The organism is Marinobacter sp. DSM 26671, from assembly GCF_900112835.1.
Classification (GTDB): Bacteria; Pseudomonadota; Gammaproteobacteria; order Pseudomonadales; family Oleiphilaceae; genus Marinobacter; species Marinobacter flavimaris.
In genome coordinates this window covers 1-26,008 of record NZ_FONF01000012.1, presented here as the reverse complement: position 1 = coordinate 26,008, position 26,008 = coordinate 1, and the positions used below count along the sequence as shown (strand labels likewise).

At 51.7% G+C, this 26,008-nt stretch carries 24 protein-coding genes; 15 read left to right on the top strand and 9 right to left on the bottom strand.

What is annotated here, in order from left to right; all coding sequences use genetic code 11:
* Window positions 1-4 precede the first annotated feature (4 nt).
* The 4 genes from uvrC to BM035_RS13870 form a co-directional block, all read right to left on the bottom strand.
* Window positions 5-1,867, bottom strand: a complete 1,863-nt coding sequence (gene uvrC, locus BM035_RS13885) for an excinuclease ABC subunit UvrC (protein WP_092032595.1) — start codon at window positions 1,865-1,867, stop codon at window positions 5-7.
* Window positions 1,851-2,513: a UvrY/SirA/GacA family response regulator transcription factor gene (gene uvrY, locus BM035_RS13880; protein WP_092032593.1), complete on the bottom strand. Its 663-nt coding sequence runs from the start codon at window positions 2,511-2,513 to the stop codon at window positions 1,851-1,853. The genes uvrC and uvrY overlap by 17 nt, the downstream gene beginning before the upstream one ends.
* A gap of 100 nt (window positions 2,514-2,613) precedes the next feature.
* Window positions 2,614-2,865, bottom strand: coding sequence for a hypothetical protein (locus BM035_RS13875; RefSeq protein WP_092032590.1), 252 nt, complete (start codon window positions 2,863-2,865; stop codon window positions 2,614-2,616).
* Between the two features lie 84 nt (window positions 2,866-2,949).
* Window positions 2,950-4,569 carry a methyl-accepting chemotaxis protein gene (locus BM035_RS13870; protein ID WP_092032587.1) on the bottom strand — a complete coding sequence of 540 codons (1,620 nt, stop codon included), beginning with the start codon at window positions 4,567-4,569 and terminating at the stop codon, window positions 2,950-2,952.
* Between the two features lie 168 nt (window positions 4,570-4,737).
* Here BM035_RS13870 and BM035_RS13865 point away from each other — a divergent pair, with 168 nt between their 5' ends.
* Window positions 4,738-5,442, top strand: a complete 705-nt coding sequence (locus BM035_RS13865) for an AzlC family ABC transporter permease (protein ID WP_092032584.1) — start codon at window positions 4,738-4,740, stop codon at window positions 5,440-5,442.
* Complete coding sequence (locus BM035_RS13860; protein WP_092032581.1) at window positions 5,435-5,764, top strand: branched-chain amino acid transporter permease; 330 nt, start codon at window positions 5,435-5,437, stop codon at window positions 5,762-5,764. Before BM035_RS13865 ends, BM035_RS13860 begins: the two co-directional genes overlap by 8 nt.
* Window positions 5,765-5,775: 11 nt before the next feature.
* Here BM035_RS13860 and BM035_RS13855 read toward each other — a convergent pair whose 3' ends face one another.
* Window positions 5,776-6,180 (bottom strand): DUF1330 domain-containing protein, encoded by a 405-nt coding sequence (locus tag BM035_RS13855; protein ID WP_092032578.1) that lies wholly within the window; start codon window positions 6,178-6,180, stop codon window positions 5,776-5,778.
* 161 nt (window positions 6,181-6,341) lie between these two features.
* On the opposite strand from BM035_RS13855, the gene BM035_RS13850 reads away from it, so the two are divergent.
* From BM035_RS13850 to BM035_RS13810, 9 genes are all read left to right on the top strand, one after another.
* Window positions 6,342-6,803, top strand: coding sequence for a (2Fe-2S)-binding protein (locus tag BM035_RS13850; protein ID WP_092032576.1), 462 nt, complete (start codon window positions 6,342-6,344; stop codon window positions 6,801-6,803).
* Window positions 6,800-9,133, top strand: a complete 2,334-nt coding sequence (locus tag BM035_RS13845) for a xanthine dehydrogenase family protein molybdopterin-binding subunit (protein WP_092032573.1) — start codon at window positions 6,800-6,802, stop codon at window positions 9,131-9,133. Before BM035_RS13850 ends, BM035_RS13845 begins: the two co-directional genes overlap by 4 nt.
* A 152-nt stretch (window positions 9,134-9,285) precedes the next feature.
* On the top strand, window positions 9,286-10,233 hold the full coding sequence (locus BM035_RS13840) for an AEC family transporter (RefSeq protein ID WP_053115083.1): 948 nt from the start codon (window positions 9,286-9,288) through the stop codon (window positions 10,231-10,233).
* Window positions 10,234-10,569: 336 nt separating this feature from the next.
* Entirely contained in the window at window positions 10,570-11,643 is a 1,074-nt protein-coding gene (locus BM035_RS13835) for a tyrosine-type recombinase/integrase (protein WP_175497399.1), read from the top strand.
* Entirely contained in the window at window positions 11,630-13,909 is a 2,280-nt protein-coding gene (locus tag BM035_RS13830) for a hypothetical protein (RefSeq protein ID WP_092032566.1), read from the top strand. Before BM035_RS13835 ends, BM035_RS13830 begins: the two co-directional genes overlap by 14 nt.
* 7 nt (window positions 13,910-13,916) lie before the next feature.
* Window positions 13,917-16,685 carry a hypothetical protein gene (locus BM035_RS13825; RefSeq protein ID WP_053115079.1) on the top strand — a complete coding sequence of 923 codons (2,769 nt, stop codon included), beginning with the start codon at window positions 13,917-13,919 and terminating at the stop codon, window positions 16,683-16,685.
* Between the two features lies 1 nt (window position 16,686).
* Window positions 16,687-17,193: a hypothetical protein gene (locus BM035_RS13820; protein WP_053115078.1), complete on the top strand. Its 507-nt coding sequence runs from the start codon at window positions 16,687-16,689 to the stop codon at window positions 17,191-17,193.
* 1 nt (window position 17,194) lies between these two features.
* Window positions 17,195-17,632, top strand: a complete 438-nt coding sequence (locus BM035_RS13815) for a VPA1267 family protein (RefSeq protein ID WP_053115077.1) — start codon at window positions 17,195-17,197, stop codon at window positions 17,630-17,632.
* A complete protein-coding gene (locus tag BM035_RS13810; RefSeq protein WP_053115076.1) occupies window positions 17,629-19,806 on the top strand; it encodes an ATP-dependent DNA helicase in 2,178 nt (725 codons plus the stop codon). Before BM035_RS13815 ends, BM035_RS13810 begins: the two co-directional genes overlap by 4 nt.
* A 218-nt stretch (window positions 19,807-20,024) precedes the next feature.
* Here the strand turns inward: BM035_RS13810 and BM035_RS13805 are convergent, their stop codons facing one another.
* Window positions 20,025-20,249, bottom strand: a complete 225-nt coding sequence (locus BM035_RS13805) for a helix-turn-helix domain-containing protein (protein WP_053115075.1) — start codon at window positions 20,247-20,249, stop codon at window positions 20,025-20,027.
* 116 nt (window positions 20,250-20,365) lie between these two features.
* Here BM035_RS13805 and BM035_RS13800 point away from each other — a divergent pair, with 116 nt between their 5' ends.
* The 3 genes from BM035_RS13800 (at window position 20,366) to BM035_RS13790 (ending at window position 22,645) form a co-directional block, all read left to right on the top strand.
* Window positions 20,366-20,917 (top strand): hypothetical protein, encoded by a 552-nt coding sequence (locus BM035_RS13800; protein WP_053115074.1) that lies wholly within the window; start codon window positions 20,366-20,368, stop codon window positions 20,915-20,917.
* Complete coding sequence (locus tag BM035_RS13795) at window positions 20,914-22,311, top strand: DEAD/DEAH box helicase (RefSeq protein ID WP_053115073.1); 1,398 nt, start codon at window positions 20,914-20,916, stop codon at window positions 22,309-22,311. The genes BM035_RS13800 and BM035_RS13795 overlap by 4 nt, the downstream gene beginning before the upstream one ends.
* A 115-nt stretch (window positions 22,312-22,426) precedes the next feature.
* Window positions 22,427-22,645, top strand: coding sequence for an MbcA/ParS/Xre antitoxin family protein (locus BM035_RS13790; protein WP_082220585.1), 219 nt, complete (start codon window positions 22,427-22,429; stop codon window positions 22,643-22,645).
* Window positions 22,646-23,027: 382 nt separating this feature from the next.
* On the opposite strand, the gene BM035_RS13785 is transcribed toward BM035_RS13790, so the two are convergent.
* The 3 genes from BM035_RS13785 to BM035_RS13775 form a co-directional block, all read right to left on the bottom strand.
* On the bottom strand, window positions 23,028-23,930 hold the full coding sequence (locus tag BM035_RS13785; RefSeq protein WP_053115071.1) for a GGDEF domain-containing protein: 903 nt from the start codon (window positions 23,928-23,930) through the stop codon (window positions 23,028-23,030).
* A 248-nt stretch (window positions 23,931-24,178) separates the two neighbouring features.
* The gene (locus BM035_RS13780; protein ID WP_217646353.1) at window positions 24,179-24,724 is read right to left on the bottom strand and encodes a GlcG/HbpS family heme-binding protein; all 546 of its coding nucleotides are present in this window, start codon (window positions 24,722-24,724) and stop codon (window positions 24,179-24,181) included.
* A 149-nt stretch (window positions 24,725-24,873) separates the two neighbouring features.
* Complete coding sequence (locus BM035_RS13775) at window positions 24,874-25,689, bottom strand: hypothetical protein (protein ID WP_092032559.1); 816 nt, start codon at window positions 25,687-25,689, stop codon at window positions 24,874-24,876.
* Window positions 25,690-25,754: 65 nt separating this feature from the next.
* On the opposite strand from BM035_RS13775, the gene BM035_RS13770 reads away from it, so the two are divergent.
* A partial coding sequence (locus BM035_RS13770; RefSeq protein WP_139216015.1) for a transposase occupies window positions 25,755-26,008 on the top strand: 254 nt, incomplete at its 3' end.

Genomic DNA, 26,008 nt, shown 5'->3' with positions numbered 1-26,008 from the left:
GTCCTTACTCGTCGTGCAATGCTGCGTATATGGTTTCGGCCAGTGATTTGCTGATGCCCTGCACTTTGGTCATCTCATCAACCCCGGCCTTGCGGAGTTCCTGTATTCCGCCAAAATATCGAATCAGGTCGCGACGCTTCTTCGGCCCCACGCCCTCAATGCCTTCCAGTGTAGACTGCCGGCGCTTTTTGTCCCTCCGGGCCCTGTGCCCGGTAATAGCAAAACGGTGGGACTCATCCCGGATATGCTGGATCAGGTGCAGCGCTGGCGAATCTGCCGGCACCCGGAACACATCCCCGGTCATCGCATCAATAAGCTGCTCCATGCCTGCACGACGGGTCACGCCCTTGGCGACACCGATCAGCGGGATATCGGAAATCTCTAGTTCATCAAAAACTTCCCGGGCAATATTCAACTGCCCCTTACCACCGTCTATGAAGACCAGATCCGGGCGTTTGCCCTCGCCGGCCACCATCCGCTTGTAGCGACGGGAAAGCACCTGGCGCATGGCGGCGTAATCATCGCCGGCCGTAACCCCCTCGATATTGTACAGGCGGTAATCACTCTTCACGGGGCCATTCTCATCGAAAACCACGCAGGATGCGACGGTATTTTCCCCGTGGCTGTGGCTGATATCGAAACACTCCATGCGTGACGGCGTCTCCGACAGCTCCAGAAGATCCCTCAGGGCCAGCAGGCGCCGGTATACGGTCTCCTTGCTCGCCAGGTGAGTGAGCAGGGTCTGGCGGGCGTTGGTCATGGCCAGTTCCAGCCACCGGCGGCGTTCACCGCGAACATTGCCCCGAATCCGGGTTTCCCGGTTTGCAGACTCGCTGAGGGCCTGGGCCAACAATTCCTGGCCTTCCACCTCAACCGGCACCAGGATATCCCGCGGAATCTCCCGCCGGGTGTTGCCGCCGAAATAGTACTGCCCGAGGAAGGCACTGAGCAGTTCGCCCTCGGTCTGCTCGATGGAGTAGCGAGGGAAGTAGTCCTTGGTGCCGAGCACACGGCCACCGCGCACGATGATCACTACGATGCAGACGATACCCGCGTCCTGGGCAATTGCGATGACATCCGCATCGCCGCCCTCACCGTCTACCGACTGCTGTTCCTGGACATGGCGCAGATGATTGATCTGGTCGCGATAGGCCGCCGCTTTCTCGAACTCCAGGTTCTTGGAAGCGGCCTCCATGGCGTTCATCAGATCGTGGAGGATCGCAGGGTTCTTGCCTTCCAGAAACATGGTGGCGTGGCGGATGTCCTGGTGATATTCCTCGGGTGTGATATAGCCCACACAAGGTGCGGTACAACGGTTGATCTGGTATTGCAGGCAAGGTCTGGTTCGGTTCCTGAAAAAGCTTTCACTACAGTTTCTTATGCGGAAAATCTTCTGTAGTACATTAAGACTTTCCTTGACCGCCCCGGAGCTTGGAAACGGCCCGAACCAGGTACCGCCACCCTTTTTGGTTCGCCCACGACGAAACGTCAGCGAGGGGTAATCGCTGTGGGAGGACAGATAGATATAGGGATAGGATTTATCGTCACGGAGCAGGATGTTATAGGGCGGCCGTAACGATTTGATCAGGTTCTGTTCGAGCAGCAGTGCCTCGGTCTCACTGCCGGTAATCGTCACCTCGATAGAGGCAATCTTGCTGACCAGAGCTTCCGTTTTCGGTGCCAGGCCGGTCTTGCGGAAGTAGCTGCCAACCCGTTTTTTCAGGTTGCGGGCCTTGCCCACGTAAAGAACCGAGCCACCCTCGTCGTACATTCGGTAGACGCCGGGCCGCTCGGTCAACTGTTTCAGGAAGTTCTTGCTGTCAAACTCCCCGATGTGGGTGCTTTCAGGGTCAGACCTTGTCGGCATCAAGCAACCCGAGCCGCACCGCCATCAGGGCCAATTCAACATCACTGGAGATTTCCAGTTTCTCGAAGATCCGGTAGCGATAGCTGTTCACCGTTTTCGGGCTCAGGCACAGCTTGTCCGAGATGTCCTGCACCTTCTGGCAATCCACCACCATCATGGCAATCTGCATTTCCCGCTCGGAAAGCCGATCGAACATCGACAGTTCGCCGTCTTCATCGCGATCACCGCCGCCCAGCTGTTTCAGGGCCATTTTCTGGGCAATTTCCGGGCTGATGTAACGCTGCCCGGTGTGGGCCATGCGGATAGCGCGGACCATCTCTTTGATATCAGCGCCTTTGGTGATGTAGGCGGTGGCGCCGCTTTGCATGACGCGGGTCGGATAGGGATCGTCGGCGCAGGCGGTTACTACAATCACCCGAATGGAATCATCAATGCGGAGGATACGACGGGTTGCCTCTAGGCCCCCGATGCCCGGCATTCGGATATCCATCAGTACAATGTCCGGCCGCTGCTGGCGGACGAAATCGATGGCATCCTCTCCGGATGACGCCTGCCCGATGACTTCAATGTCCGGGTTGTCGGCCAGCATCCGGGTAATACCGGACCTCACCAACTCATGGTCATCTACAACCAGTACCCTGATCAAAATTCACCTCGCACACGGCTTTCGGGAAAACAGCGCGATTGTAACGTTTAGTTCCGGCCCCGGGTAGGTGCAAACACAAATACCGTGACACACCTGACGCCTAACCCGGCACACCCAGGCCGGCTGTGTTCTCCACCGGGTCGAACCACACCACCAGATCGCCCCGACGCACAGCAGACATCACCCGGCTCTGCTCACCCATGGGGTTTTCGGTATCGTTCAGCCCGTGGTAGCGGGTGCAGTATTCTTCCACCAGGCCCTGAAGCTGGTCTTCGCTCAGCAACTCCGTGTCAACGATGAACTTTTCCTGTCTGGGGTCTTGCTCTGGCTGGTTTTCGGTACTGTCAGTCATACTACCTCCTGCGCAACCTCCATGGTAAGAGTAATAGCGCTGAGGTAGAAGCCCGGAGAGGGGTTCCGGGCAAACAATCTGTGATCAGGCAGTTTCTTCGGCCGTTCGAAAGCGTGCGATCAATTGTCGCATGGAAACCGATTCCTGCCTGAGGGCATCACTGATGGTTCGGGTTTGCTCGACGGCTTCGATAAGGAAATCGGCGCTTTCGTCGAGTGCTGTTGAACGGCGGCCTACCCGGCCGATCTCGTCCCGTTGCAACGCAACGGCAGAGCTGATCTCGGCACTGTGTTTCTCAAGATCCACGAACTGGCCCTGCAGGGATTGAAGGTGCCCCTTCAGTGCAGCCAGGTGCTCGCGGTTGCTGCTGCCCGCATTGCGCATCTCCTCCAGCAGCCCATCGACGCTGCTTACGCCGGATACAAGGTCCTGAACCCACTGGGAAATATCCCGGGTAGAGTCGGAAGTGCGACGAGACAGAGTCCGAACCTCATCGGCCACCACCGCAAAACCACGTCCATGTTCCCCTGCGCGGGCCGCCTCGATAGCAGCGTTCAGCGCCAGCAAATTGGTCTGCTCGGCGATGTCGGCAATTACCCCGATGACCTGCTCAATCTTACCCGTGGATTCGTTAAGGGCATGAATGGATCCTGAAACGCGCGAAATGACATCCACCGTATGTTCCGCAGCGCCCTCGCTGGTGGTGAGTCGGGTCTGCACTTCTTCATTGGCCGCCACCGCCGATTTCACCGTGCGGCCGGACTCGTCCGTGGCCCGCTCAATGGCGGAGGCCTGGTCGGCGATGGCGGCCATGGACTGGCTGACATCGCGGATCTGCTTCCGGGTCTGCTCGGATGCTGCCTGCAGAGACTCGGCCCCGTTATCCAGAGCACCGGAACGCTCATCCAGACCACCGGCGGCCTGGCGGATGTCTGCAATAAAATGCTCGAACCGGGAGACCAGGCCGCCCAGTGCCTTTGCGACTCCGGCCACCTCGTCCTGCCCCTGCAAGACAGGCACCCGCGTGAGGTCGGCGTTTTTCTCCATGGCAACCAGGTCGCTTTCCATACTCTGCAATCGCAGAATCACCGACTGCCTCAGCCACCAGGTCATGGCGATAACGATAAGCAGGAAGGACACGGAACCCACAATCAGAAAGTTCTGCTGGCCAGCCAGGAACGACAGCAACTCGTCGGCACCCTCGGATACGGATGTTCGACTCTGAAACTGGCGCTCGGCAATGGCTTCGAGCATCGGCTCCATGGCCGGGAAAAGATCGAAATCCACCACCTGGCCGACACGATAATAGCTTTTCTCAGCAATGCCCTCTTTCATTCGGGCTATAAGCGCCAGTACCCGCTGGAAGTCCTCCCGATGGTTTTCCGCCCAACCGGTCAGCCCTGGCTCCGCCTCCAGGTTCTGCCAATGCGCCGGCAGGGCGGCTTCAAGTCGGCTGAACTCGGTCTCGATTTCATCCCACAGCATAAGCTGGGCCTTGATCTTATAGGCGAGGTCCTGCAAATGCCGGTGGTCTTGCTCCAGATCCGCCAGCAGCCATGCCTGGTTCAGGTTTGTCTGGATCAGGGTTTTGGAGGCGTCTTCCGCTTTCAGGATAATGCTCCAGGAGAGCGCGGCGAGCCCAGCAAGGGCAGAGACTGAGAGAAAGGCGAAAAACAGGATTCGGGTTCTTACTGTGCCGAACATGACAACTCCAACAGCGGGCTATGCCGCGAATGGTATGCCGATTTTATGACACTTTTATTGCACCCAATGCGCCAGCTATTCAGCTCTCACGCCCGAGAGTGCTGTTAGCCACTTCAAAAAACTCCACCGATTCTCTATGATCGCCGCTTTCTGACCGTTTGGATGCTAATGAACCAGTCCGTTTTCAGACTCACTTTACCCATCTTGTTCGGCTACCTGCCGCTGGGCATGGCTTTCGGCGTGCTGTTTACAACCCAGCTCGACTACGCCTGGTGGGCGGCGCCGTTGATGGGCATTGTTATTTACGCCGGAGCTGGCCAGATACTGGCCGTGAGCCTTCTGGCCGTAAATGCCGGCCTGCTGGAAGTATTCATCGCGATGTTTGTTCTGAACGCCCGCCATCTGTTCTACGGGCTTTCACTGCTGGGCCAGTTCAAGGGGGCGGGCTGGCGCAAGCTCTACCTGATTTTCGGATTAACGGATGAAACCTATTCCCTGCTCACCAGTCGCCCAAGGGGAACTGATCGGGCTCATGAACAGGAGGTGGATTTCCGGATTACCGGCTTCAACCAGTGTTACTGGGTGGCAGGATGCGCGATCGGCGCACTGCTTGGCGACAACGTCGCATTTGACAGCACCGGCATCGAGTTCGCGCTGGTGGCTCTGTTCATTGTTCTGGCTCTGGAGCAATTCAAATCATTGGGAGAAGGTTTCCCGATCTGGCTGGGAGCGGCTGCAGCGGGCGTCGCCATGCTGATTCTGCCGCCGGCGCACCAGTTGATTGGCGCCATAGCGCTGGTCACCGCCGTGCTCTTGCTGGAATACCGGAAAAGTCGCGGGCAGACGCCGCACAAGGAGAGCAACCATGGGTGAATCCGGCTATCTGGCAGCATTCATAGCGGTAGCTGCCATTGCAACCTTTGCCACACGGGTGATTCCCTTCCTGTTTTTCGAGAGGCATACGGAACACCCGTTGGTCCGCCATCTTGGGCGCTACTTGCCTGCGGCGGTTATGGCATTGCTGGCGACGGTATTCCTGCAGCGTTCGGCGGACTGGTCCGGTTCATGGATGGGATTCGACGCCCTGCTTCCAGGCGTCCTGGTGGTCATTATTCACCTGTGGCGCCGCAATGCCCTGCTCTCCATTGCTGCGGGCACAATCAGCTACATGGCCATCCAGCAAGCCGGGCTCTGACCCGGCTCTGCCTACATCCGGTTTTCGAGATTGGCGACCAGCCGGGAATCCTGCAGGGCGGCGGTTCGATGCTTGACCACGCCTCTGTATTCCGGGCTTTCGATCATGGCCATGAAGGCGTCGATTGACGGGTAGCGGACCAGCAGTACCTGATCCCAGGATTCATCCGGGGGCGCAATCAGCGAACCAACGCTGCGCCCGGACCAGATGACATCCGCGCCTACCGATCTTACGCAGGCAGCAGCCTCTTCCATATACAGCGAGTAGGCTTCACGGCCGGTTCGCTCCGGCGCCTCTTCCTTGTAATTGGCCTGATCGCGGAAGCGCAGTAGATTCAGCATGACCACGGGCTGGTCTTTCGGGGTATCCACCAGGACTTTCTGCAACTGTTCGGGGGTGGGATTAACGGCGTCCATCCTTATCCTCTTCTTCTCATGTTTCCGGAGCCTACTATAGCCCAGGCCCGAGGCGTCCACGCAAGCGATTTCATTACCTTTCATTCAGTTTGCTCTTTTTGCCTTCTCTGTTCGTAGGGCTACAGTTAAGGAGACACAATACTCATAAACGAGAGGACGATATGGCTACCCTCACGATTAACGGCGAGCGTTATGAGCTCGACCTTCCCGACAACATGCCCCTGCTCTGGGTTATCCGCGACGTTGTAGGCCTCACGGGAACCAAGTTTGGATGCGGTATGTCCCAGTGCGGCGCCTGCACGGTTCATCTGAACGGAACGGCAATCCGCTCCTGCGTAACACCGGTCTCTGCGGCCAGCGGCGAGATCACCACCATTGAAGCCATGGCCGACGACCCGGTTGGCAGCAAGGTCCAGCAGGCCTGGCTCGATCTCGGGGTTGCCCAGTGCGGTTACTGCCAGGGTGGCCAGATCATGAACGCCACAGCCCTCCTTAAAAAGACGCCGAACCCTGAAACCGGAGAGATTGTTGATGCCATGGCAGGCAACCTGTGTCGTTGCGGCACCTACAACCGGATCCTTGCAGCGATCGAACGGGCTTCCGGCAAGGAGGGTGAAGCATGAGCGCCGATGACAACTTGATGATCGCCAACGTCAGCCGCCGACGTTTCCTGATGGGCCTGGCTGGCGGCTCTGCCCTGGTGCTTGCGGCCCGCTGGGATGTCGCCCTGGGCGGCAATGAACAGGCTCAATTTGGCGCCGGAGCAATGCCCGGCGGCTGGGTGGACGACCCCAACGTATTCATCCACATCGATGCGGATAGCCTTGTCACCATCGTGAACAACCGGTCCGAAATGGGCCAGGGTATCCGGACCAGTCTGGTGATGGTCGGTGCGGACGAGCTGGGCGCTGACTGGGATCAGGTGAGAGTCGAACAGGCCGAAGGCGATCACAGCAAATACGGCAACCAGAACACCGACGGTTCCCGCAGCATGCGCCACTGGTACCAGCCCATGCGCCGCGCCGCAGCGGCTGCCAGGCAGATGCTGGAGCAGGCAGCCGCCAACGAATGGGGCGTTCCCGTTAGCGAGGTGCAAGCTGGCGTACACACCATCGTTCACAAACCTTCCGGCAAGGAACTCGGCTTTGGGGAACTCGCAGCCAAGGCTCGGGAGCTCGACGTTCCCGGGCGCAATGCACTGGTACTCAAGCGCGACGATGAGCTGCGATTTGTCGGCAAGGAAACCGGCCTCATTAACGGCGAGCTGAAGTCCGCATACCCTAAAGCCATCGACGGTGAGGATATTGTCACCGGTAAGGCGGTGTATGGCGCTGATGTTCCCTTCGAGGACCTGCTCTATGCGGTGATCGCCCGTCCACCGGTTTACGGGGCTACTGTTGGCGATTTCGACGACACCGAGGCCCTCAAGGTGCCCGGTGTTGAGAAGGTACTCAAGGTTGAGGGCACCGGCCAACCGGCGGGCTTCAGCCCGCTCGGCGGTATTGCCGTGGTGGCATCGAATACCTGGGCCGCCATGGAGGGTCGCAAGGCTCTGAAGATCGACTGGAATCTGGAGCCTGCCGGCGACAACGCAAGCTATACGTCGGCCACTTACAGGGAATCCCTTGAGAAAGCGGCGCAGCAACCTGGCAAGGTCGTCCGTCAGCATGGCGATCTGGACACAGCTCTGGAAAACGCTAGCGAGCGGGTCTCCGCCACCTACTACATGCCCCACATGGCCCAGGCTCCCATGGAGCCCCCGGTGGCGACCGTGCGGATCAAGGACGGCAAGGCAGAGGTATGGGCGCCCGTTCAGAATCCGCAGGCGACCCGCGATACCGTGGCCGGGCGACTGGGCCTGGATGCGAAGAACGTGACCGTTCACGTTACCCTGCTTGGCGGTGGCTTTGGTCGCAAGTCCAAACCGGATTTTGCCATTGAAGCGGCCAGTATCGCCGAGGCCTTCAAAGGTCGGCCGGTCCGGCTGCAGTGGTCACGGGAAGATGATATTCACCACGCCTACTATCACGCCGTGTCTGTGGATTATCTCGAAGCGGGACTGGACAACAACGGGCAGGCCACCGGCTGGCTGCACCGGACCCTCTCTCCCAGTATTGGCTCGCTGTTTGCGCCCGACCCGAAACACAAGGGCGAATTCGAACTGGGCATGGGTTTCAACACCATGCCGTTCTCGGTGCCGGCCCTGAGGCTGGAGAATCCACCTGCGCCCGCCCATGTGCGAATCGGCTGGTTCCGCTCGGTCTACAACCTGCCCCATGCCTGGGCGATCCAGAGCTTTGCCCATGAGATGGCTGTAGCCGCCGGCAAGGACCATCGCGACTACGTGCTGGACCTGCTCGGCCCGGACCGGGAGATCCACAATCTCACCGTGGGCGATGGCTGGAATTATGGCGAAGACCCGGATCTCTACCCTATCGACATCGGGCGCATGCGTAACGTAATCGAGCGGGTAACCAGGGAGGCAGACTGGGGTAAATCCACCGGCAAGAATCGGGGGTTGGGCCTCGCCTTCCACCACAGCTTCGTATCGTACACCGCGATTGTCTTTGATGTGGAAGTCGATGATCAGGGCGAGCTCACCATCCATCGGGCAGACATTGCCTTCGATTGCGGCCCGCAGGCCAACCCGGAGCGGATTCGCTCCCAGCTGGAAGGCGCCATAGTGATGGGCATTGGCATCGCGCTGCAAAGCGAGGTGACATTCGAAGACGGTGTGGCGCAGCAGGGTAACTTCGACAAGTACCTGATCCCGCGCATGCCGGATGCACCCAAAACCCTGCGGGTTCACCTGGTCGACAACCCGGATGAGGCCATGGGTGGTGTTGGTGAGCCAGGCCTGCCTCCGGTAGCGCCGGCATTGTGCAATGCGATCTATGCCGCAACCGGCAAACGCATCCGGCGCCTGCCCGTTGGCGACCAACTGAAAGCCTGAAAGTGATCAGGGCCCCTCGGGGCCCTGTTTTTTTTACGGCACTCCCCCTCTCCGCCCCATACCTTCGTGGTATTCCCATAGCATCCTAGCTTTCTCCCCGCTTATAATTCAGGTGAACCCAGTCACTCTCCTCGACCCGACGGCCACTCTTGATGAACCTGATCGATCTGTTCCTGCAAACCATGGAAACGACACTGCCCGTGTTTGCCATGGTCTTTATCGGCCTGGGACTTCGCCGGATCGGCTGGATCGATAACGCGTTTGTGAATACTGCTTCGGCGCTGGTGTTCAAGGCCACCCTACCGACCCTGGTATTCTTGAGCATCATCCGGGCCGATCTGGATACCGCGTTCAATCCCGGCCTTTTGGTCTTCTACCTGGTCGCGACTCTGGGGAGTTTCGCCATCACCTGGCTCTGGGCCCGCTGGCGTGTGGTTCGGGAGGATCGTGGCGTTTACGTGCAGGGCGCGTTTCGGGGTAACTGCGGTATCGTCGGCCTGGCGCTCGCCGCCAATCTCTACGGAGACTTCGGCCTGTCGGCAGGTGGCATCCTGCTTGGCCTGGTGATCATCTCCTACAACATACTGTCGGTGATCGTGCTGGTGGCCTACCAACCGGGGCAAACAACGGACTGGACGAAGATCTTCCACGACATCATCCGCAACCCGCTCATCCTGGCAGTCTTCGTGGCGATTCCCTTCGCTGCCCTGGATATCTCACTGCCGGGCTGGGTCATGACCAGCGGCGATTACTTTGCCTCACTCACGCTGCCCCTGGCGCTGCTTTGCATCGGCGCAACCGTATCCCTGAGCGCCATCCGGAGTGACAGCAAAACAGCCTTGGGTTCCAGCCTGTTCAAGATGGTGATACTACCGGCGCTTTGCACCGCCGCAGCGTGGCTGGCCGGTTTTCGGGGTTCGGAGCTGGGCCTGATGTTCCTGTTCTTCGCCAGCCCGACGGCGGCCGCCAGTTTCGTGATGGTGAAGGCGCTGGGCGGTAATGACCGGTTGGCGGCTAATATCATCGCCCTGACGACCCTTCTGGCAAGCATTACTGTCACTCTGGGAGTCTTCGTGCTTCGCAGTACCGGCCTGATCTAGGCCCTGCCCCGGCCTATTGCTTCAATCGCGGCAAAACCCAGCTGGCAACCCTCCAGGTAACCACCTCCGAACAGGTTGTAGTGGTTCAGGTAATGAACTACTCCCCCCACGTTCATGAAAAATATTTGTATGTTGCTTCCAAAGATGTTGCCATTATGGGCTCACCCTCTGTTCGACTATTTTTGTATGCATAGATTTCGATCTGAGAAGCATGATTGCTCGCTATTCACCAAGGACGACTTGAGTCTCGTCCTCCTTCCTTGTTTTTTTAGCCACATGCTTTGTCGACGGAAAACGGTCTTAAGCGTCGTTAGCAAGGCTGATGAATCGGGCTTCTTGTCGACGAGTCTGACGGAACTTACCGTCGACGCCACCACTGTCGATATTATTATTTACAGGATCTTTTCCTTTCTACAATGGGTCGATAATTACGGGAAAGGTAGCAAGCATATTTCGATAGACACGCATCACAACTTGCCCACCGAAATTATCAATTCATACCTCAATGATTACCTTCTTCTTGAGCGTAGAACGAGCGAAATAGCTATCAATCAGCACTTGATGGCGCTGAATGCCTATTATAACTATCTGACAAGCATTGGATTGACCAATTTGAAGCGTCTTTACATTCGGCCTGATTTGAAGCCGCTTGCTCGTGGAAATGTTAAAAGACGAAACGTTGTTAAGTATTTGACCCCTGAGCTGAGATCACTTTTATACAGGAATGCAGGGAGCATCCGAGACGATCTTTTGCTGCGGACAGCCGGTGAGATGGGTTTGAGAGCAAAAGAGAATCTTGGTTTTCTGATAAACGATTTTCAGATTGCAGATCAGAAGTATGATGGCCTAAAAACACTCTTTCGCAAAATGAAAGTAGAAAACGAGAAGGAAGAGTTTGCGTATTACCTTCAAGGAAAATATAGCAAAAGCAAGCGACATTCGGGCGGCGAGTCAAGATGGGTGTACTTTCATCGAGCACTTCTAGAACGGTTCGAAGATTACTATATTAAAGAAAGACCAAAATGCCCGACAAATACGTTCTTCGTAAACACTTCTCCAACCCAAAAAGGCACTCCAATTTCAAAGTCCAGGCCCTCCAAAGCATTCAAAAATGCTCGCGATGCGGTGATGAGGAAACAGCGAGATGGGCAACTACCTTTCGAAGGTCAGCTTCTCGAAAAAAACCACACACATCATATCCTTCGGCATAGTTTTGGAACTGACAAGTTCTACGAATACGCTCAGAAAAACGGTATCTTGTTTGATGACGTATCACCGACCTCACAGCCATATTTAACTGTCGCTGCCCTTCTGGGACACAGCGCGAGTCATCGTTCCGCACCGACAACAACGGCCAGCTACATCAGAAGCTGCCACATAAAAGAAAGGTTCGAGCATGGACAGCAATAACGATAGCGCTTTAAAGACGCATGAACGTCTCCAAGATGAGTTGCTCGACCAGCAGAGCAACATGCTCAAAGAACACCACGGCAAACAAGTTGTACAGCCAATACATTATAAATTCGGAAGTTATCTGATAGCTGTTCCTGGTGCCGGAAGCCTAGCAGCTATTAGGATTGACCTTCCAAAGGAATCAACAAGAAAAAAGCAGGTCATTTTCTTCGCAATGCACCATGCGGCGCACGAGTTCTTCTTCACTGATAAACACCCTTACCACAAAAAAACTAATTTTCTTTATTTCGGTAGAAAGTTCTTAGATTATATTTCTGATTTAGACAACATAGACGAAATAACCGTAAACTTGCTCAAATTATTCGAGACACATAGGGTAAAAGTCGACAAAGTCAAAACGCAATCTTCTGGCCTAGCATTTATTAAAAACTGCATCCAACTGGCTCTGTCTAAGCCTGAGTTTTATCGCAACCTTTCAAATATAGAGCAGAGCTACCTGGCTGGGCTAACAAAGGTAAAAGCCGCTGCACGCGATGAATCGACGCAAAAAACCTTAACAGCGTGGTTCGGTGAGCATGGATGGCTAAGACGCGAAGACGTGGGAATAGGACATGAGCTCTATTCAAGAGTTGCATCTCCCAGAATACTGATTCAGTCTTTCCGGATAATGGTAGCATCTAGCCTTATAGGCCTGCAATCTGCCAAAAACGTTCTATTGGATTTATTGCAGGACGCTAATATTACGAGTTCCGATCTTGAGCTTTTTCAACCGAGTGAAGACTTTTCTTCTAAAGCCGAATACAGTAGTTATAATAGTAAGGTTTTGGTTAATCTACTTCAAAAGTTAAAGATTTTCCACGATAAACATATTGAAAAAAGCATTGAAAATAAACAAGCAATTCTCATTTTAATTAGGTCATTGGTCTCCGATCCTGTTCAGAAATATATCGAAGAGGCATTCTTCTCGCAAGGTCATCTTAATCATTCGTACCGGCAAAGACGGATATGGAGGTCGCCAGACTTTTTTGGAGAGCCACTTTTTTCCATCTCATTTTTGTCAGAGCTCATCGATTATGGCGAGAGCTCAAAAAAAGCCAATATTCCAGTGCCAGTATGCTTTACCGAAAATTTATTTTTTAAGTTTTTGATGGCAGATCAGACCGTTCGTAGAAACGACATAAATAAACTCACTGGCCGTGATTTTAGATTTTTAAAAAATCGTAGGGGTAAGGTTACTCATATAGATTTTGAGTATTTTAAGTCACGTTCGAGGAAACGCCATGAGACCAGAATTATTGATACCAAAACACAGATAGGTCAAGCACTTCTTTCTTTTCTCGATGACCGAATTACTCATCATTCTATCGATAAGCCTTTGGTTCGTTCCGATTTCAATACAAAAATTGAACATAACTTTGGACCAAATACACCCCCGGTTTATGGAATTGTAACTTGCATTGAGGTCTTTCACGCAGAAATATCGGACAGAATGTATCGTGAAAAGGCATCCAATGTTTTCCCTAAAGCAATAATAAAGATGGTGAATCAAGGCAAGGTATACAGACCAAACATACATAAAAAAAGAGAAATTTTCTTATTGGAAGTTGAAACTCCTTTAACAGGTTCTCTATTTTCGATTTCTGCAATAAAGAACTCTTCAATTCACTCTAAGTCCGCCAACTTCGATCCTTCTCAGTTAATAAACTTTAATTCGCATAGCAATTCTATCGAAAGAAAATTTTATCTGTCACCAGAGAACGAAGAATGGTTGAACAACTGCGGCCTGGTGACGCGAATGGTGATGTTAGATTTGGCCAAGAATCTTTTCAGTTTTTCTAAAGCCAAAGATCAGAAATTTAATCATCAGTTTCAATTACTGACGGAATTCGTAGAAACCAATTCTATGGATACGTCCGTGCGAATTCAGGTGATTGACGAAAAAGATGCTGGGAAGGCTGACCGCTTAGGCTTGTGTCGCCCGGTAGGCCTAAGTTCTGCCCCCACAGATGCAATTTTTATCGTCGATGCTAAGGAAACAGTAATGAAGCTTCTGCATTACCTTGGCGAGGCAAAGAAGAATTATACTTTGGTTGGAAAAAACAACCCTGACTATTTACTTTACACGATGCTACCCACAATTGAATGGATCGAAAACCTATTTGATTTAGGGCGATTTTCACCTCAATCCGTTGATGATGGAGAGCGTCTATTTAATCTTTATGGCGAGTCTTTGCCTCCTTTATTTCTGGCGCAAACAGGGTGAAAAGTCGATGTTAGTCCTAGAGAACGAATCGGATCAATTTGCATTATTTACTTCGTACTATGGGGAACGTCTAAAAAATTTCCCTAAGCCGGAACCCTTTGCCTTCACGAACCCGATATGGTCCTTTGTCTCTGAAGGCAGTAAAGGTTACGTGCGAACCTATGATTTCATTAGTCTCAACGAGATCTTTGTAAAGTCTAACGGCCATTGGGATTTAGTATTCCAGGGCTACCGACTGTCTGTGTCTACGGAGGTTCTCGCAAAGGCTTTATTCATTGATATGCTAGAATCAAAAGGCAAAACATTTGGTGCTTTGAACGAAACTTTTCAAATTATTGCGCTGACCTTTTGCTACCTTTCGGAAAGCGGTCTGAAAATTATCCGGAACGATAATCTCGCTGACTATTTCTCTTACATTCTTACCCATGACCTAGACGAAGGTTTCGCGAAAAAAAGACAGACGATACCCAGTTGGTCCTCGCGATTATCGCACATTTCCTTTACAAAGCTATCAGCTAATCTTCGAAACCTGGGTTGCGGGGATGTTTTAGAGAGCTGTCAACTGGCTGTGTACCAGAAGTCGTTAAATGATACCACTCTTGCATTACTTGACATGACCCTGTCCGATTACATCAAAGGCAAGAGCTTCAATTATCTTGGCCTTGATATCGGAAAACACTACATTGATCACTGCTCCAATGTCTTTGAAAGTAGATTTCAGGTCGCCTATGCCTTCCGTAAGACGAAAAAAGGTATTGAAACAGATGGGCACGAAATACTAGGTCTGAAAACTGATTTAACGACGTATGCCGGCAAAGTCCTGATGGGAAGAAGTATAATGTCGGACGTCGACATGGCATTCGACAAATGGTCGGAAGAGAACAAAACGCTCATAGAGGATTTTGTTTGTGGAACGTTTAGAAAGAATTTTAATGCAATTTCCTTCCAGTTACAGGCATTTAAGCAAGAAACATTTGAGAGTATTTGTGAGCTCGCGAAACTTCCTGCTCGGTTTGATACATTCGAATTTTTAAGAGCTTTCATGGTTTCGGAATATATTGGTGCTACTTCTAAATCGAGCCGAGCACTTTTTCTGGAATATGTTGCATGTTTGCAGCGTTGTGACTTTAATTACCAGCTTGACTTCGACAGTTTCGAGGCGATTTGTCATCAGGCGGTCCGTAAGTTGAGTAGATCTTTAAGAAATTCTAAGCGGGAAATTCTGAGATTTTTGCGCGAGGAATACGCTAACCACACAAAGGCGAGGTCTTATAGCGAATCCGTGTCGCCAGACGAGTTAACATCTAACGTTGGTATAGATTACGTCAAGTATTATTGTAACTGTGTTGAGGCTGGAGGTATCACGTTGACCCTCGGCTTAACCGGCTGGAGGAAAAGCGAATTTGGATTTCCCCTCAACGCTTTCAAATTGGAAGCCAATCACGATGTAGTCGACAACTACTTTACGCCATGGCGGGTTTACGTGAATTGGACATCGAGGAAAGGGAGCAAGACCACGCCCCTTAAACGAGAGGTTACCCTCCAAACCTTCATCATTGCCAACTTATTGAACAAACTGAACAGTGATGACCCCAGCAAGCCAGCGCTTTATCTGCCCAAGACCACTCGGAACGTGTCGCGCTCTGAAGCTTATTTAGATGGACGGGTAACGCTCCTATGGGCCGACTTCTGTCAGAACTACGAAGCTTTCACTCAGCTTGACGCTTTGGAACAGCTTAAAAATGCGAGTACACAAACAGAGGTAGTTAAATCAGGTTTAAAACGCCTTGAAGCTTTGTACGATCTAGATTCCAGTGAAACGAAACAGCTTCTTAAAATCAGGGATGATGTTAGAGATTCTGCCGCGGTTTGGCGGTTGGTTGATAACCAACCGCTAGCTAAAATACTGCAAAAGTATCGCGATGGTGAACTTGAAGATAACTTTAGAAGGGTATTGGAACAGACGCTGAGTGAGGATTCTCTGGAGTTTGTCAAGGGTTGTTCCGGCGAAGTCCATCGGTCAAAAACAAAGCGGCTGCGCAGTGAGATTTTGGCCGGTATTAGTTATCCAACACCTCACGCATTTCGGCACATTTGGGCTGAGGCTGTCTTGAGACGGTATCGCGGTGACGTCGGTAAGTTTATAAGGGCCAACTTTAAACATTTGGATGAGCGCTTCTTCATGGCATATCTGCGAGACAAGGAGACCAACGCCGTCTATCAGGTGGCCAAACGGACTGTAATTAACAGTATCGTCCGCCAGGAGTTAAGAGCTCTGTCAGACCGAAACAGAGACTTTGCCGGTCAATTTGAAAGATATTTGTCCAAAGCTGTTTCGCTTACAAAGGTCGTTTCCCCAGACGACTACGAGAAGCTTGCGCATAGAATTGCTAGCGACAAAGTTGCTGATCTCAAGGCAAATCCTTGGTCTACGTGCTTTTTAAGATTTGGCACCGAGAAATTTGCTAAGTGTTCCCAAAACGGTACTCCACAGCGGCATAACGCCAGTCCGGAGCTGTGTTTGGGATGTATTAACGCCGACATCGCTAGCGGCAATTTCAACGGAATTGTCGTCTATACAAAATATGATATTGATGTTTGTCGAAATCCGAATCTGCCTTTTTTTATAAAAGAGCCACACATTCAGACGGTTAAACTTGCTTTAAAGAGAGTTGAGGATTTGAGGCGGAACAGTAACAACAAAAAATACGATGAATTTATTGACTATCTCATTGAGTCTTTAGAGATGGCTGCAAAAGAATGTGAGGTTTTGTAACGTGCCTACTGATTATTTTGAAAATTTTCTCGATAAGAATGAAGTCAGCGAAGAGAGTCAGTTTCCCAGTTGGGTTACACCGAAAAACAGCTCTTTGAAGGCTTTTAATGCCTTGATTGGGCTGGAAAAGCAAAAGAAAGAGTACATCAGGCGACATTCTCGAAAATCCCATTTTTCCAAGAAGTCTGATTATCTCATCCAAAAGAGCGAGCTTGGTCGTGCCATTGGAGTCGCTCCTCAGCCGCTGTTCAATAGCGTCTCCTATTCGTCAGATCTTACGGAATACCTTGAGCAGATCAATCAGAAATTGAACGCCGCCAAAGAGAGGAGGCTGGCGCATGTTGATAAAGGCCTTCAGAAGCAGAATAAAGAATACTTAGTTAGACTTCTCCAGTCAGAGAGAAAGGCTTCCCAGAATCAGCTGAACGGCACCGTGGAGGCGGTGTATCAAAGAACTATAGAAAACCTATCCCTCGATGTTCTTCGTATGCTGAGGTTAAGGGATTGAGATGGCAAATGGTCAACAGAAAGCCCTAAGGAATTCAAGCGCTTTTGACATTTGGTCGGCGACACAGAACGATGAAGACTTTAGGCAAATTGTTCATCGCGGCCAACTTAACCGTGGTGAAATTGCCAAAGCTATTGGCATCGGAAAAAGTGCTTTGCGCCAAAATCCAGCGATTAAAGAATCACTGGAGAGATTGGAGCAAGAACTGCGAGATCGGGGAGTCCTGCCCTCACTCACGAAAAGTGCACAGGCCCAGCCAAGCGAACCGAAGCGTTATGATGCGGGGGCTAATAATCGTGCCGCTGAGTCGAAGCGCCTATCCACACTCGAACAGGAAAACGTAGAACTCAAAGCCCGAGTGGCAACATTGGAGGCTCAACTCAAACGTTATGCAGAGCTGTCCGAGGTCCTTTACGAATTTGGGGTAGCACCCCAATGAATCAGGACTTCTTTCGAGTCACCAGTTGCCAGCACCACAGCTTCAAATACACGATTTTCTCAGGCGTACCCCTCACCGCCGACAGCTATCGCGTAAACAGCGGTAAATACATTGTCACTGTCAAATGCGAGAGCGATTCGCTGCCTATTCAGCCCTCAATCGGGCAACAATGGCGCGTTCGCGGTTTGCGACAGCTTAAGACAATTCAATCCGGCGATTACGAACTGCAGCAGCATCTCTATCAAGCACCTCAAAGGATGGAGTGTACGCTTCCTGAAACTGGAGAGGCGCTGATTCGTTTCATCGCCAGTGAAAGAGATTTTTCCGGTATCGGCGAGTCAAAAGCTAGGGAGCTATGGGAGGCCCTTGGCAGCGCGCTTCATAAAATCCTGGCGTCGGACGTCCCCTGCCACCGAAAGCGGCTCCGGGAGCTACTTAGCGAAGTCTCCGTTAACGCTCTCTATGCGGGTTATGCCAAGTACCGCAACCTCGCTCACGCCAACTGGATGGCCTCTATCGGCATCCCTTTAAGCATTCAGCACCGCATGCTGAAGTATCACGACGAAAGAACGGTAGAATTGATCAGAACGAACCCTTATGCCTTATTGGGGTTCGGCATGCAGTTCAAGGATATCGACAAGATAGCGAGCGGCCTCGGATTCTCGATAGCTGATCCGGTGCGTTTATCAGCCAGCGTAGAACATGCCATACGTAAACAGGTTGAGTCGGGCCATACATACTCTACCCATCAGACACTCAAGCCGATGGTCACAAAGCTGCTGGGAGATTCGGCGCTGGTCTCCAAGGCCTTTGGCAATGGGTACCAGAACGCCCAGTTCATGCTGCACCCAGAGTTAGGGACCTATCATCCAACGGCGCAGTACATTATGGAGTCGGTCGTAGCCAATCGACTCATGGCTCTGGCGGCAACACCAGATGTAGATGAAGCGGTCTTCGAGGCTCTGACCAGTGCGGTTTTGGAGCTTCCGTACGACCTAACAGACCGGCAATTAGAAGCGGTGGAGTCCAGTCTTACCCATGCCATATCCTGCATTACCGGTAGTGCTGGTACGGGCAAAACCACCGTACTCAGGACAGTCCTCAAAGCCTATGAGTCGCTAGGCTATGAAATCCATGCCGTCGCGTTGTCAGGCCGGGCAGCCATGCGGCTGCACGAAAGCATCGGGTTCTTCACCATGACGATTGCTCGTTTGCTGAGAGAAGAGCCGATCTCGCCCTCACTGGATCAGCCAAAACATCTCTTGATCATCGATGAAGCCAGCATGATCGACTTGCCGACGATGTATCAGATCGTCACACATCTGCACCCGTCAGTACGCATCATCTTCACCGGCGACCCGAATCAGTTGCCGCCGATTGGCTGCGGCAAGGTGCTCTCTGATTTGGTTGAGTCAGACGAAGTCGCCACCGTAGAATTGAACATCGTCAAGCGTCAGGAAGACTCAACGGGCATACCGGAATACTCCGCAACAATCAATCGAGGTGAGGTGCCTCCATCGCTATCTGTCGGGGCGATTGCTTTTCATGAAGCGCCTCCGGATCAATTGGTGGAAAAATGTAAGAGTCTCTACGCAGATTCGCCCCGCAACACTCAAATCATCGGGGCCACTAAGGCCCTCATCAGCAAGTTGAACGTCGAGTGTCAAAAGCTGATCAATCCAGATGGAGAACGGCTGCAATTCAGGTTGCACGGGGAGGACTACTTCGTAGATTTAAGATTGGGCGACCCGATTTTGTTCACCAAGAACAACTACAACATCGGCATCCAAAACGGCGCCCTTGGCATCTTATCCTCAACTAAACGGGGCTATGAGGATGAGCAGGAAACGTTTGGTGTCGTCACTCTGGATACCGGTGAAGCCATTCCGATCAACGAAGAAGTGCTCGGCTGTATGGAGCTTGGTTACGCCATCACCCTTCACAAGGCCCAAGGAAGCCAATTCCCGAGAATCATCGTGGCTATCAAGATGGGGAGAATCTCTGACCGCGCCTGGCTCTACACAGCAGTCACTCGTGCCGAAGCCGAAATACATATCGTTGGTCAAGCCAAAGAATTTGCAGCTATCGTTAAATCGGAGAGCAACAACAATCGGCGAGCCAGCTTTTTAAGGCTGTTGCTGGAAAGTAGGAAAAGGGACTCGGGGTTTGGCTGATGCCAGCACAAGATGCCCCCCTCATCGCCGTTGGAGGTGATCGGGACCTGTCCCTGTTCCGCTACTTGACCTTAATCGATCATTGCTGGACTTCAAATAACTTGGGTGAATCGCGAAGCGCGAGAAAAGGTCAAGCCGCTCTTGACCACAAAAATAGCTAATTCACCACGCCGGTATTTGAAGACCAGCAATCTGCTCAGGAAACCAAAGAGTAGCTTCTAAAGCTGATTAAAGTCCGCTATCAGATCTTTTGGCGAGCACTCAAGCAGCCGAGCGAACACATAAATTTTTTCGAGTGTAATGTTGACCTCCCCTCTCTCGATCTTGCCAACATAGCTTCTATCTATCTCAGCATCATGCGCTAAGCGCTCTTGGGAGAATCCTTTTGATTTTCGAATTGCTCGAAGATTCCGCCCGAAAGCCTCACAAACAAGAGAACCCATTTCTTACCCTCATAAAGAGTAAGACTATGGTTCCTTGAGGCATATGGAGCCACGGCATATACTACCCATTTGCAAAGTCGACCCGATCGACCGTCGCACCAAATTAGGACTCTCCAATGAACGAAATGAAGCAAATTCGCGTCGATCACATTTTGCTTTCGCTCATGAAGCAACTGGCAAACAGCCCCTTTTCAACGACTTCAATTCGCGATCTTTACGTAGCTCAGATCTCCCCCTCAGAGGTTCCTGATCGAAATTCGATTCGTAAATACATCTATAAAGAATTGCTCCGTCTAAAGTCTGCGGGTGTTATAGAAAGGCACGAAGGTGAGACAGGAAGAGGCTGCAAATTCATCTACCGAGGTGTGCCTTCCGGAATTTCTTTGAAAAACAAACGCTCCCCTTCTGCTCAAACAACGCGGAAAAACGAGCCCTTAATGGATCCGGCGACACTGAAAGGGTTGAAAGAGGAGCTTTCGAAGCGAAAGGTTGAATTAATGACAAGTATTGGCGAGGCGGAAGAATACCAGCGCCTCTACAATCAATTTCCAGCTCTTCAGCACGCGGTCAGGACCCAATACTTCGAGTCTCGCGACCGAAGCACAAAGCTCCTGGGTCAGCTGCGTGCTGTGGAAACAATACTGGCAGATATCGGATGTAATTCATGATCCCACTCCGCGAATGGCAGGTTGAATGCATTGAAAGAGCTCTGGTCGTCTATCAGAACCAGTCCCACTTTCTCTGCCACGCGACACCTGGCGCCGGCAAAACGGTGATGGTGGCGTCGGTTGCCAAGGCACTTTTCCAGCTAGATGAAATCGATTTTGTAATTTGCTTTTCGCCATCTCGCGCTGTTGCTAACGGTGTTGCAGCCACATTCCGCCAAACTCTTGGACGGAGCTTTAATGGCCAGATAGGGGCGGCGGGCGGATCTTACACCTACCAATCCATGGACACTCTGCCAGAAGAACTATGGGAGGTATTGCGCGAACATCGCGTCCTGGTGGTGCTCGATGAAATTCATCACTGTTCAGGACTCGTTTGGGAGAACTCCCCGATTGGCAATCGCTGGGGACGAATAATTTTGGAAAAGATCCAAGGGAGAGCACGCTACACCATGGCGCTCTCAGGCACTCCGTGGCGAACTGACGACAGCCCAATCGTTCTGTCTCAGTACACGACATATAATGGACAGATATCCTGTGATTACGAGTACGGTCTGCGACAAGCTGTTCTGGATGGCGTATGCCGGGCACCGAAGATCGTTCTTACAGACAATCGCGAGATAAACCTAAAGTCTGCCGAGTTCGGGTGTAAAACGTTCGCCAGTATCAGCGAGTCTCTCAAAAGTGAGCACATCACCTATCAGGATTTCTTATTCAGAGATGAAATCATTGACCAGGTTCTCTCTAAGGCTTCAGAGAAATTGACTAGCATACGCGATCATACGCCTTCCGCAGGAGGGCTTGTTGTCGCAGCATCTGTGGCACACGCTGAACAAATAGCAGGACGCCTTGCGATGGCCGGAGAGCATCCAGTCATCGTTACCTATCAAACGCCTGAGGCACAGCGCATTATATCCGATTTCAAGACGGCGTCTGATCGTTGGATGATCTCGGTTGGAATGATCAGCGAAGGTACCGACATTCCGAGACTTCAGGTTTGCTGCCACCTCAGTCGAATCCGAACGGAACTGCATTTTCGGCAGGTTCTCGGCCGGATTCTCAGGCGACAGCCAGAGGATCCGGCAGATACAAGTGCTTGGCTTTACGTGCTGGCTGAACCAAACTTAGCGGAATTTGCTCGCAGTATCGGAGAAGATCTTCCGGGAGACAGGGTTGTTTCATTCGCCCTGGATTCGGAGACTCTGGGCACTCAGAAATCGAAAGCAATGAAATCTTACCAAGACGATAACTTTGCCCTCACATTAGATCTGGGTGAGCAAGCGTCAGTTGAAGATCCTGATCAAGTTAGCAAAATCCAAAATGAGGAGGAAGTGGATCTCCGTATTAGCAATCAGTACTGGAATGAAGTTCTCGCCCTTTTTGCTACTGGCACCTAAGTTTCTTGGGAGTGCCAAGGGCCAGAATCAGGCACAGCGGACCAGATATCCGGTAGAACAAGATCTGCCAAAGTGATTATCGGACAACGCGGTCATTTGAGAATGGTGCAGGTTTATGTGTGAAAGAAAAGCTGAAATGCACGATATTTCACCGGTAACGGTACAGCAGATGGCCGAGACGGTGTTTGAGTCTGGAGAGATCGCTCTGAAATGGTTAGAACGCCCGGTCAATGCGCTAGGAGGATATACCCCCAGCGAGCTCCTCAGAACAACTAAAGGATGCAGGCGGGTTTGTCAGGTTCTCGCCAAAATCGAAGCAGGCGACTTCAGCTGAGGCATCTCTAACTCCTCAACTTTCAGATAGCGGCAAACTTTATGTCCGAAGGTAACCCGTTTTACAATCTCGCGGGGTTAATTACTCAATGTGACCCCGATTCACCCATGCCCCCGGAGTTGCCCTAGTTCTAAAGAACTGGAATGGAGTTTTCGAGGTATAGGATGCCATCCGAAGGGGATAAATTTTTCGACTCTGCGGAGAGGAGATTGGTGCTGATAGGGCGCAGCGCGGATGTTCGCTTTTGTTTAGCTGTCGCTTGGAATGCGGAAAGTCGTTGAGCGGATATTCTGATCCAAGCCGGAAAGGCTTCTTTCCAAAACCGCGCAAAAACATGCGTAAGAAGGAAGTCAAAAACGAGGTCTGAGGATAATAGACCATGTCATGCAGTCACAATCCTGTCCTTGCCCAGACGTTTAGCTTTGTAGAGGGCATCGTCAGCGCGTTTGAGAGTGTCTTCATAGGAACGATCTTCAGAGCTTATGTTGGCGGCACCCAAGCTGATTGTTGCAGCAATATCGCCCACTGAAAAATCCATCAAAGCCTGCCGCAAGTCCTGCTGCAATCGCTCTGCAAACTTTAATGCGCGATCTGGCGCGGTGTTGGGTAGGCAAACTACAAACTCATCCCCTCCGAAACGACAAGCGATGTCGGTTTTTCGAAGTTCTGACCGACAGGTATTAGCCACTGCAAGGAGAACTTCATCCCCTACATGGTGCCCCTTGGAGTCATTGATCTTTTTTAGGTTATCCACGTCAAATATCAAAACTGTAGTCGGCACGGCATGACGCGTGAACGTTTCAAAATGCAACGCAAGGTCGTGCTCCAGTTTCCGCCGGTTGAAAAGTCCCGTTAGCTGATCTGTGTCACTTAGCTCCCGCAGTCTGATTTCAAGTTCGTGTCGCTCTGAAATATTACTTGCGACCCAAAGCACCAAAGGCTCTCCATCTACCTGAAAATCTAAAGCCTGAATGCGGCCTTCAAACCAGATGGGGTCTTCCGGCCCTTCATCCGGCAAGCCCCTAACATCCCTGTTGCTTAACTCGTACTCTTCAACCAATAACTTACACGATTCAAGCGCACGGCCTATCTGTTCAAGAAACCACTCAGCTTTGTCGGGTTTGACCAAGTCTGAAATATACTTCCCGATTAGCCCGGTGCCATCGTGGTAATACCGTGCATCACGACCGCCAAACACCGCTATATATTTACCGCTGCGTGACAAGATAAAGGCGGGGTCTGGTAGGGCTTCCAGAACTGCTCTCATTTGTTGAAGATCGATCATGGCAAGCATCTTTAAGGTGTCGCGAGAGAATACATATTATGCGCAATGAAGGCGCATCTGAAAAGAAGTACACAAGCACCGCGAAGAGCTGCAACTGTAAACAGCGGTGGTTTCGTTGCGGTCGCAAAGCGAACGTTCAGATTTCGGAATAACGCCTGAATTAAGCCGCGCCGCGAAGCGGCGTCGGCTTGAATGAATTGTTAGGCGCCACTCCGGTCTTAGCCTTGCTCACAAGTATCACGGCGCTGTCAGAACCGGGCGAAGGACTCAGCGATTCGTGTCGCGACTGTCTGGTCGTTCTCGCCGGAAGAGCCGCTGACGCCGACCGCGCCAATGACCTCTCCGTCGAAAACAACCGGGATGCCGCCCTGCAAAGGCAGCAGCCCTGGCGTGGTCGCCATGGATGGCTGGCCAGAATTGATCATGTCCTCGAATACTTTTGATGGTGCCTTGAGAAAGGCCGCAGTCCGCGCCTTGCCCACCGCCACGTCAATCGTAACGATCGAGGCTCCGTCCATCCGCACGAAGGCCAGCAGGTTACCGGCGCTATCGACGACAGCAATCGCCAGTCGCATCTCGCGCTGCCCGGCGATCTCCAAGCCATTAGCAAGGAGCCTTTGTGCCGACGCAAGCGAAATCTCGCGTACGGTCTTTACGTACTCGGGCTGCGCCTTGGCGGTTCCCATTGCGGGCGCACTCTGGGCGACAGCCTCTTGTGTAGGAAAGCCCGCACCGATCGCCAGTGCCACGCAGAAGCACACCATTCCGTGTGCGTTTGGGAGAATCTGTCTCATGTCTCACCTCTTTTCTAGTTGAAATGAACTTCGATGCAACAAGCTGAGCCAACGCAGCGGGTGCGTGGGGGACGCCTAACGCTTGGCTTTGCGGCGCGCCGGAGCGCCAGCGTAGGTGCGTCCGACAACAGCCACTTGTTAGGCGTCGATTACTGGGATGCACTGTCGCACATTTTATTTAAGAGTGCGTTGGCAATCATCTTATTTTGAGGAACACCATTCATTTCTATTGCTTGGAATTCAAAAGACTGTTCACTTTCATTTATTTTTAACTGGAGTGTGGCTCTAACTTCCTTATTTGCGTACATAATATCTCCTTCTATATTTACAAACTCAACTCCACTATCAGATACTCCAGACGCCCAAGAAGGATTGCCCATAAAACTATTTACCAATTCTTCTACTGTGTGACTTTTACATGTATAAAGGCTTCCGTCCTTAACCATTGCTACACTTGGATCATCTGAAGATAAGTTGAATCCAGACTTGTTCGTTGACTCAAATACCGCCGTTACTATAATTAGTGAAAAAATTAATCCTATAGCTATTATTATTGGTTTAAACCATCCCTTTTTTTCGTATTCATCATTATATTTTTCTTTTACATATTTTGTTTGACTTTTGGACGCGGTGAAATACCAAAATAGAAGCCAGATAATACCAATTCCACTTCCATATTTTGCCAGTCCAGGGACAATTAATACTAGAAAAATTATTAAACAGCCGAGGTATACCCAAAGCATCGAACTTTTTGATTTATTCTGCTCTCCAAGACTCTTCCAGTTTTTGGCCTGAAGAAATGCGCCAAAGATTGGGCTAAAAAGTAGGCTCCAATTCGCGGCTGCAGTTGGATTCCAAATTTCTATTGACTGGGGTCCAGAAGCAGTGTCTTGGCTATTGCCAGGACTAAGAATTTCAGCCTTCTTCCTCTGAAACTCTTCTTCCGTTAATGTAGTAGCCCCCATTTAAACCGGACACCTTGGTAGAAGCAAAGGCCTAGGCATAGACCTAGTGCAAAGGAGTGTCCAAGGTGGAGAGAATCGAAGTCATAACCGGAGTGCAGCGCCGTCGCCGGTATTCCGCGCAGGAGAAAGCATTCATGGTTGCAGAGTGTGAGCAGCCAGGCATGTCGGTATCGCTTGTAGCCAGGCGTCATGGTATATCAGCAAGTCTGTTGTTCCGTTGGAAGAAGCTGATGAAAGACGGTGGCATGTCCGCGATTGAATCCGGTGATGAGGTTGTAAGCGCATCCGAGGTGAAAGCCCTGAACAAGAAGGTTCGGGA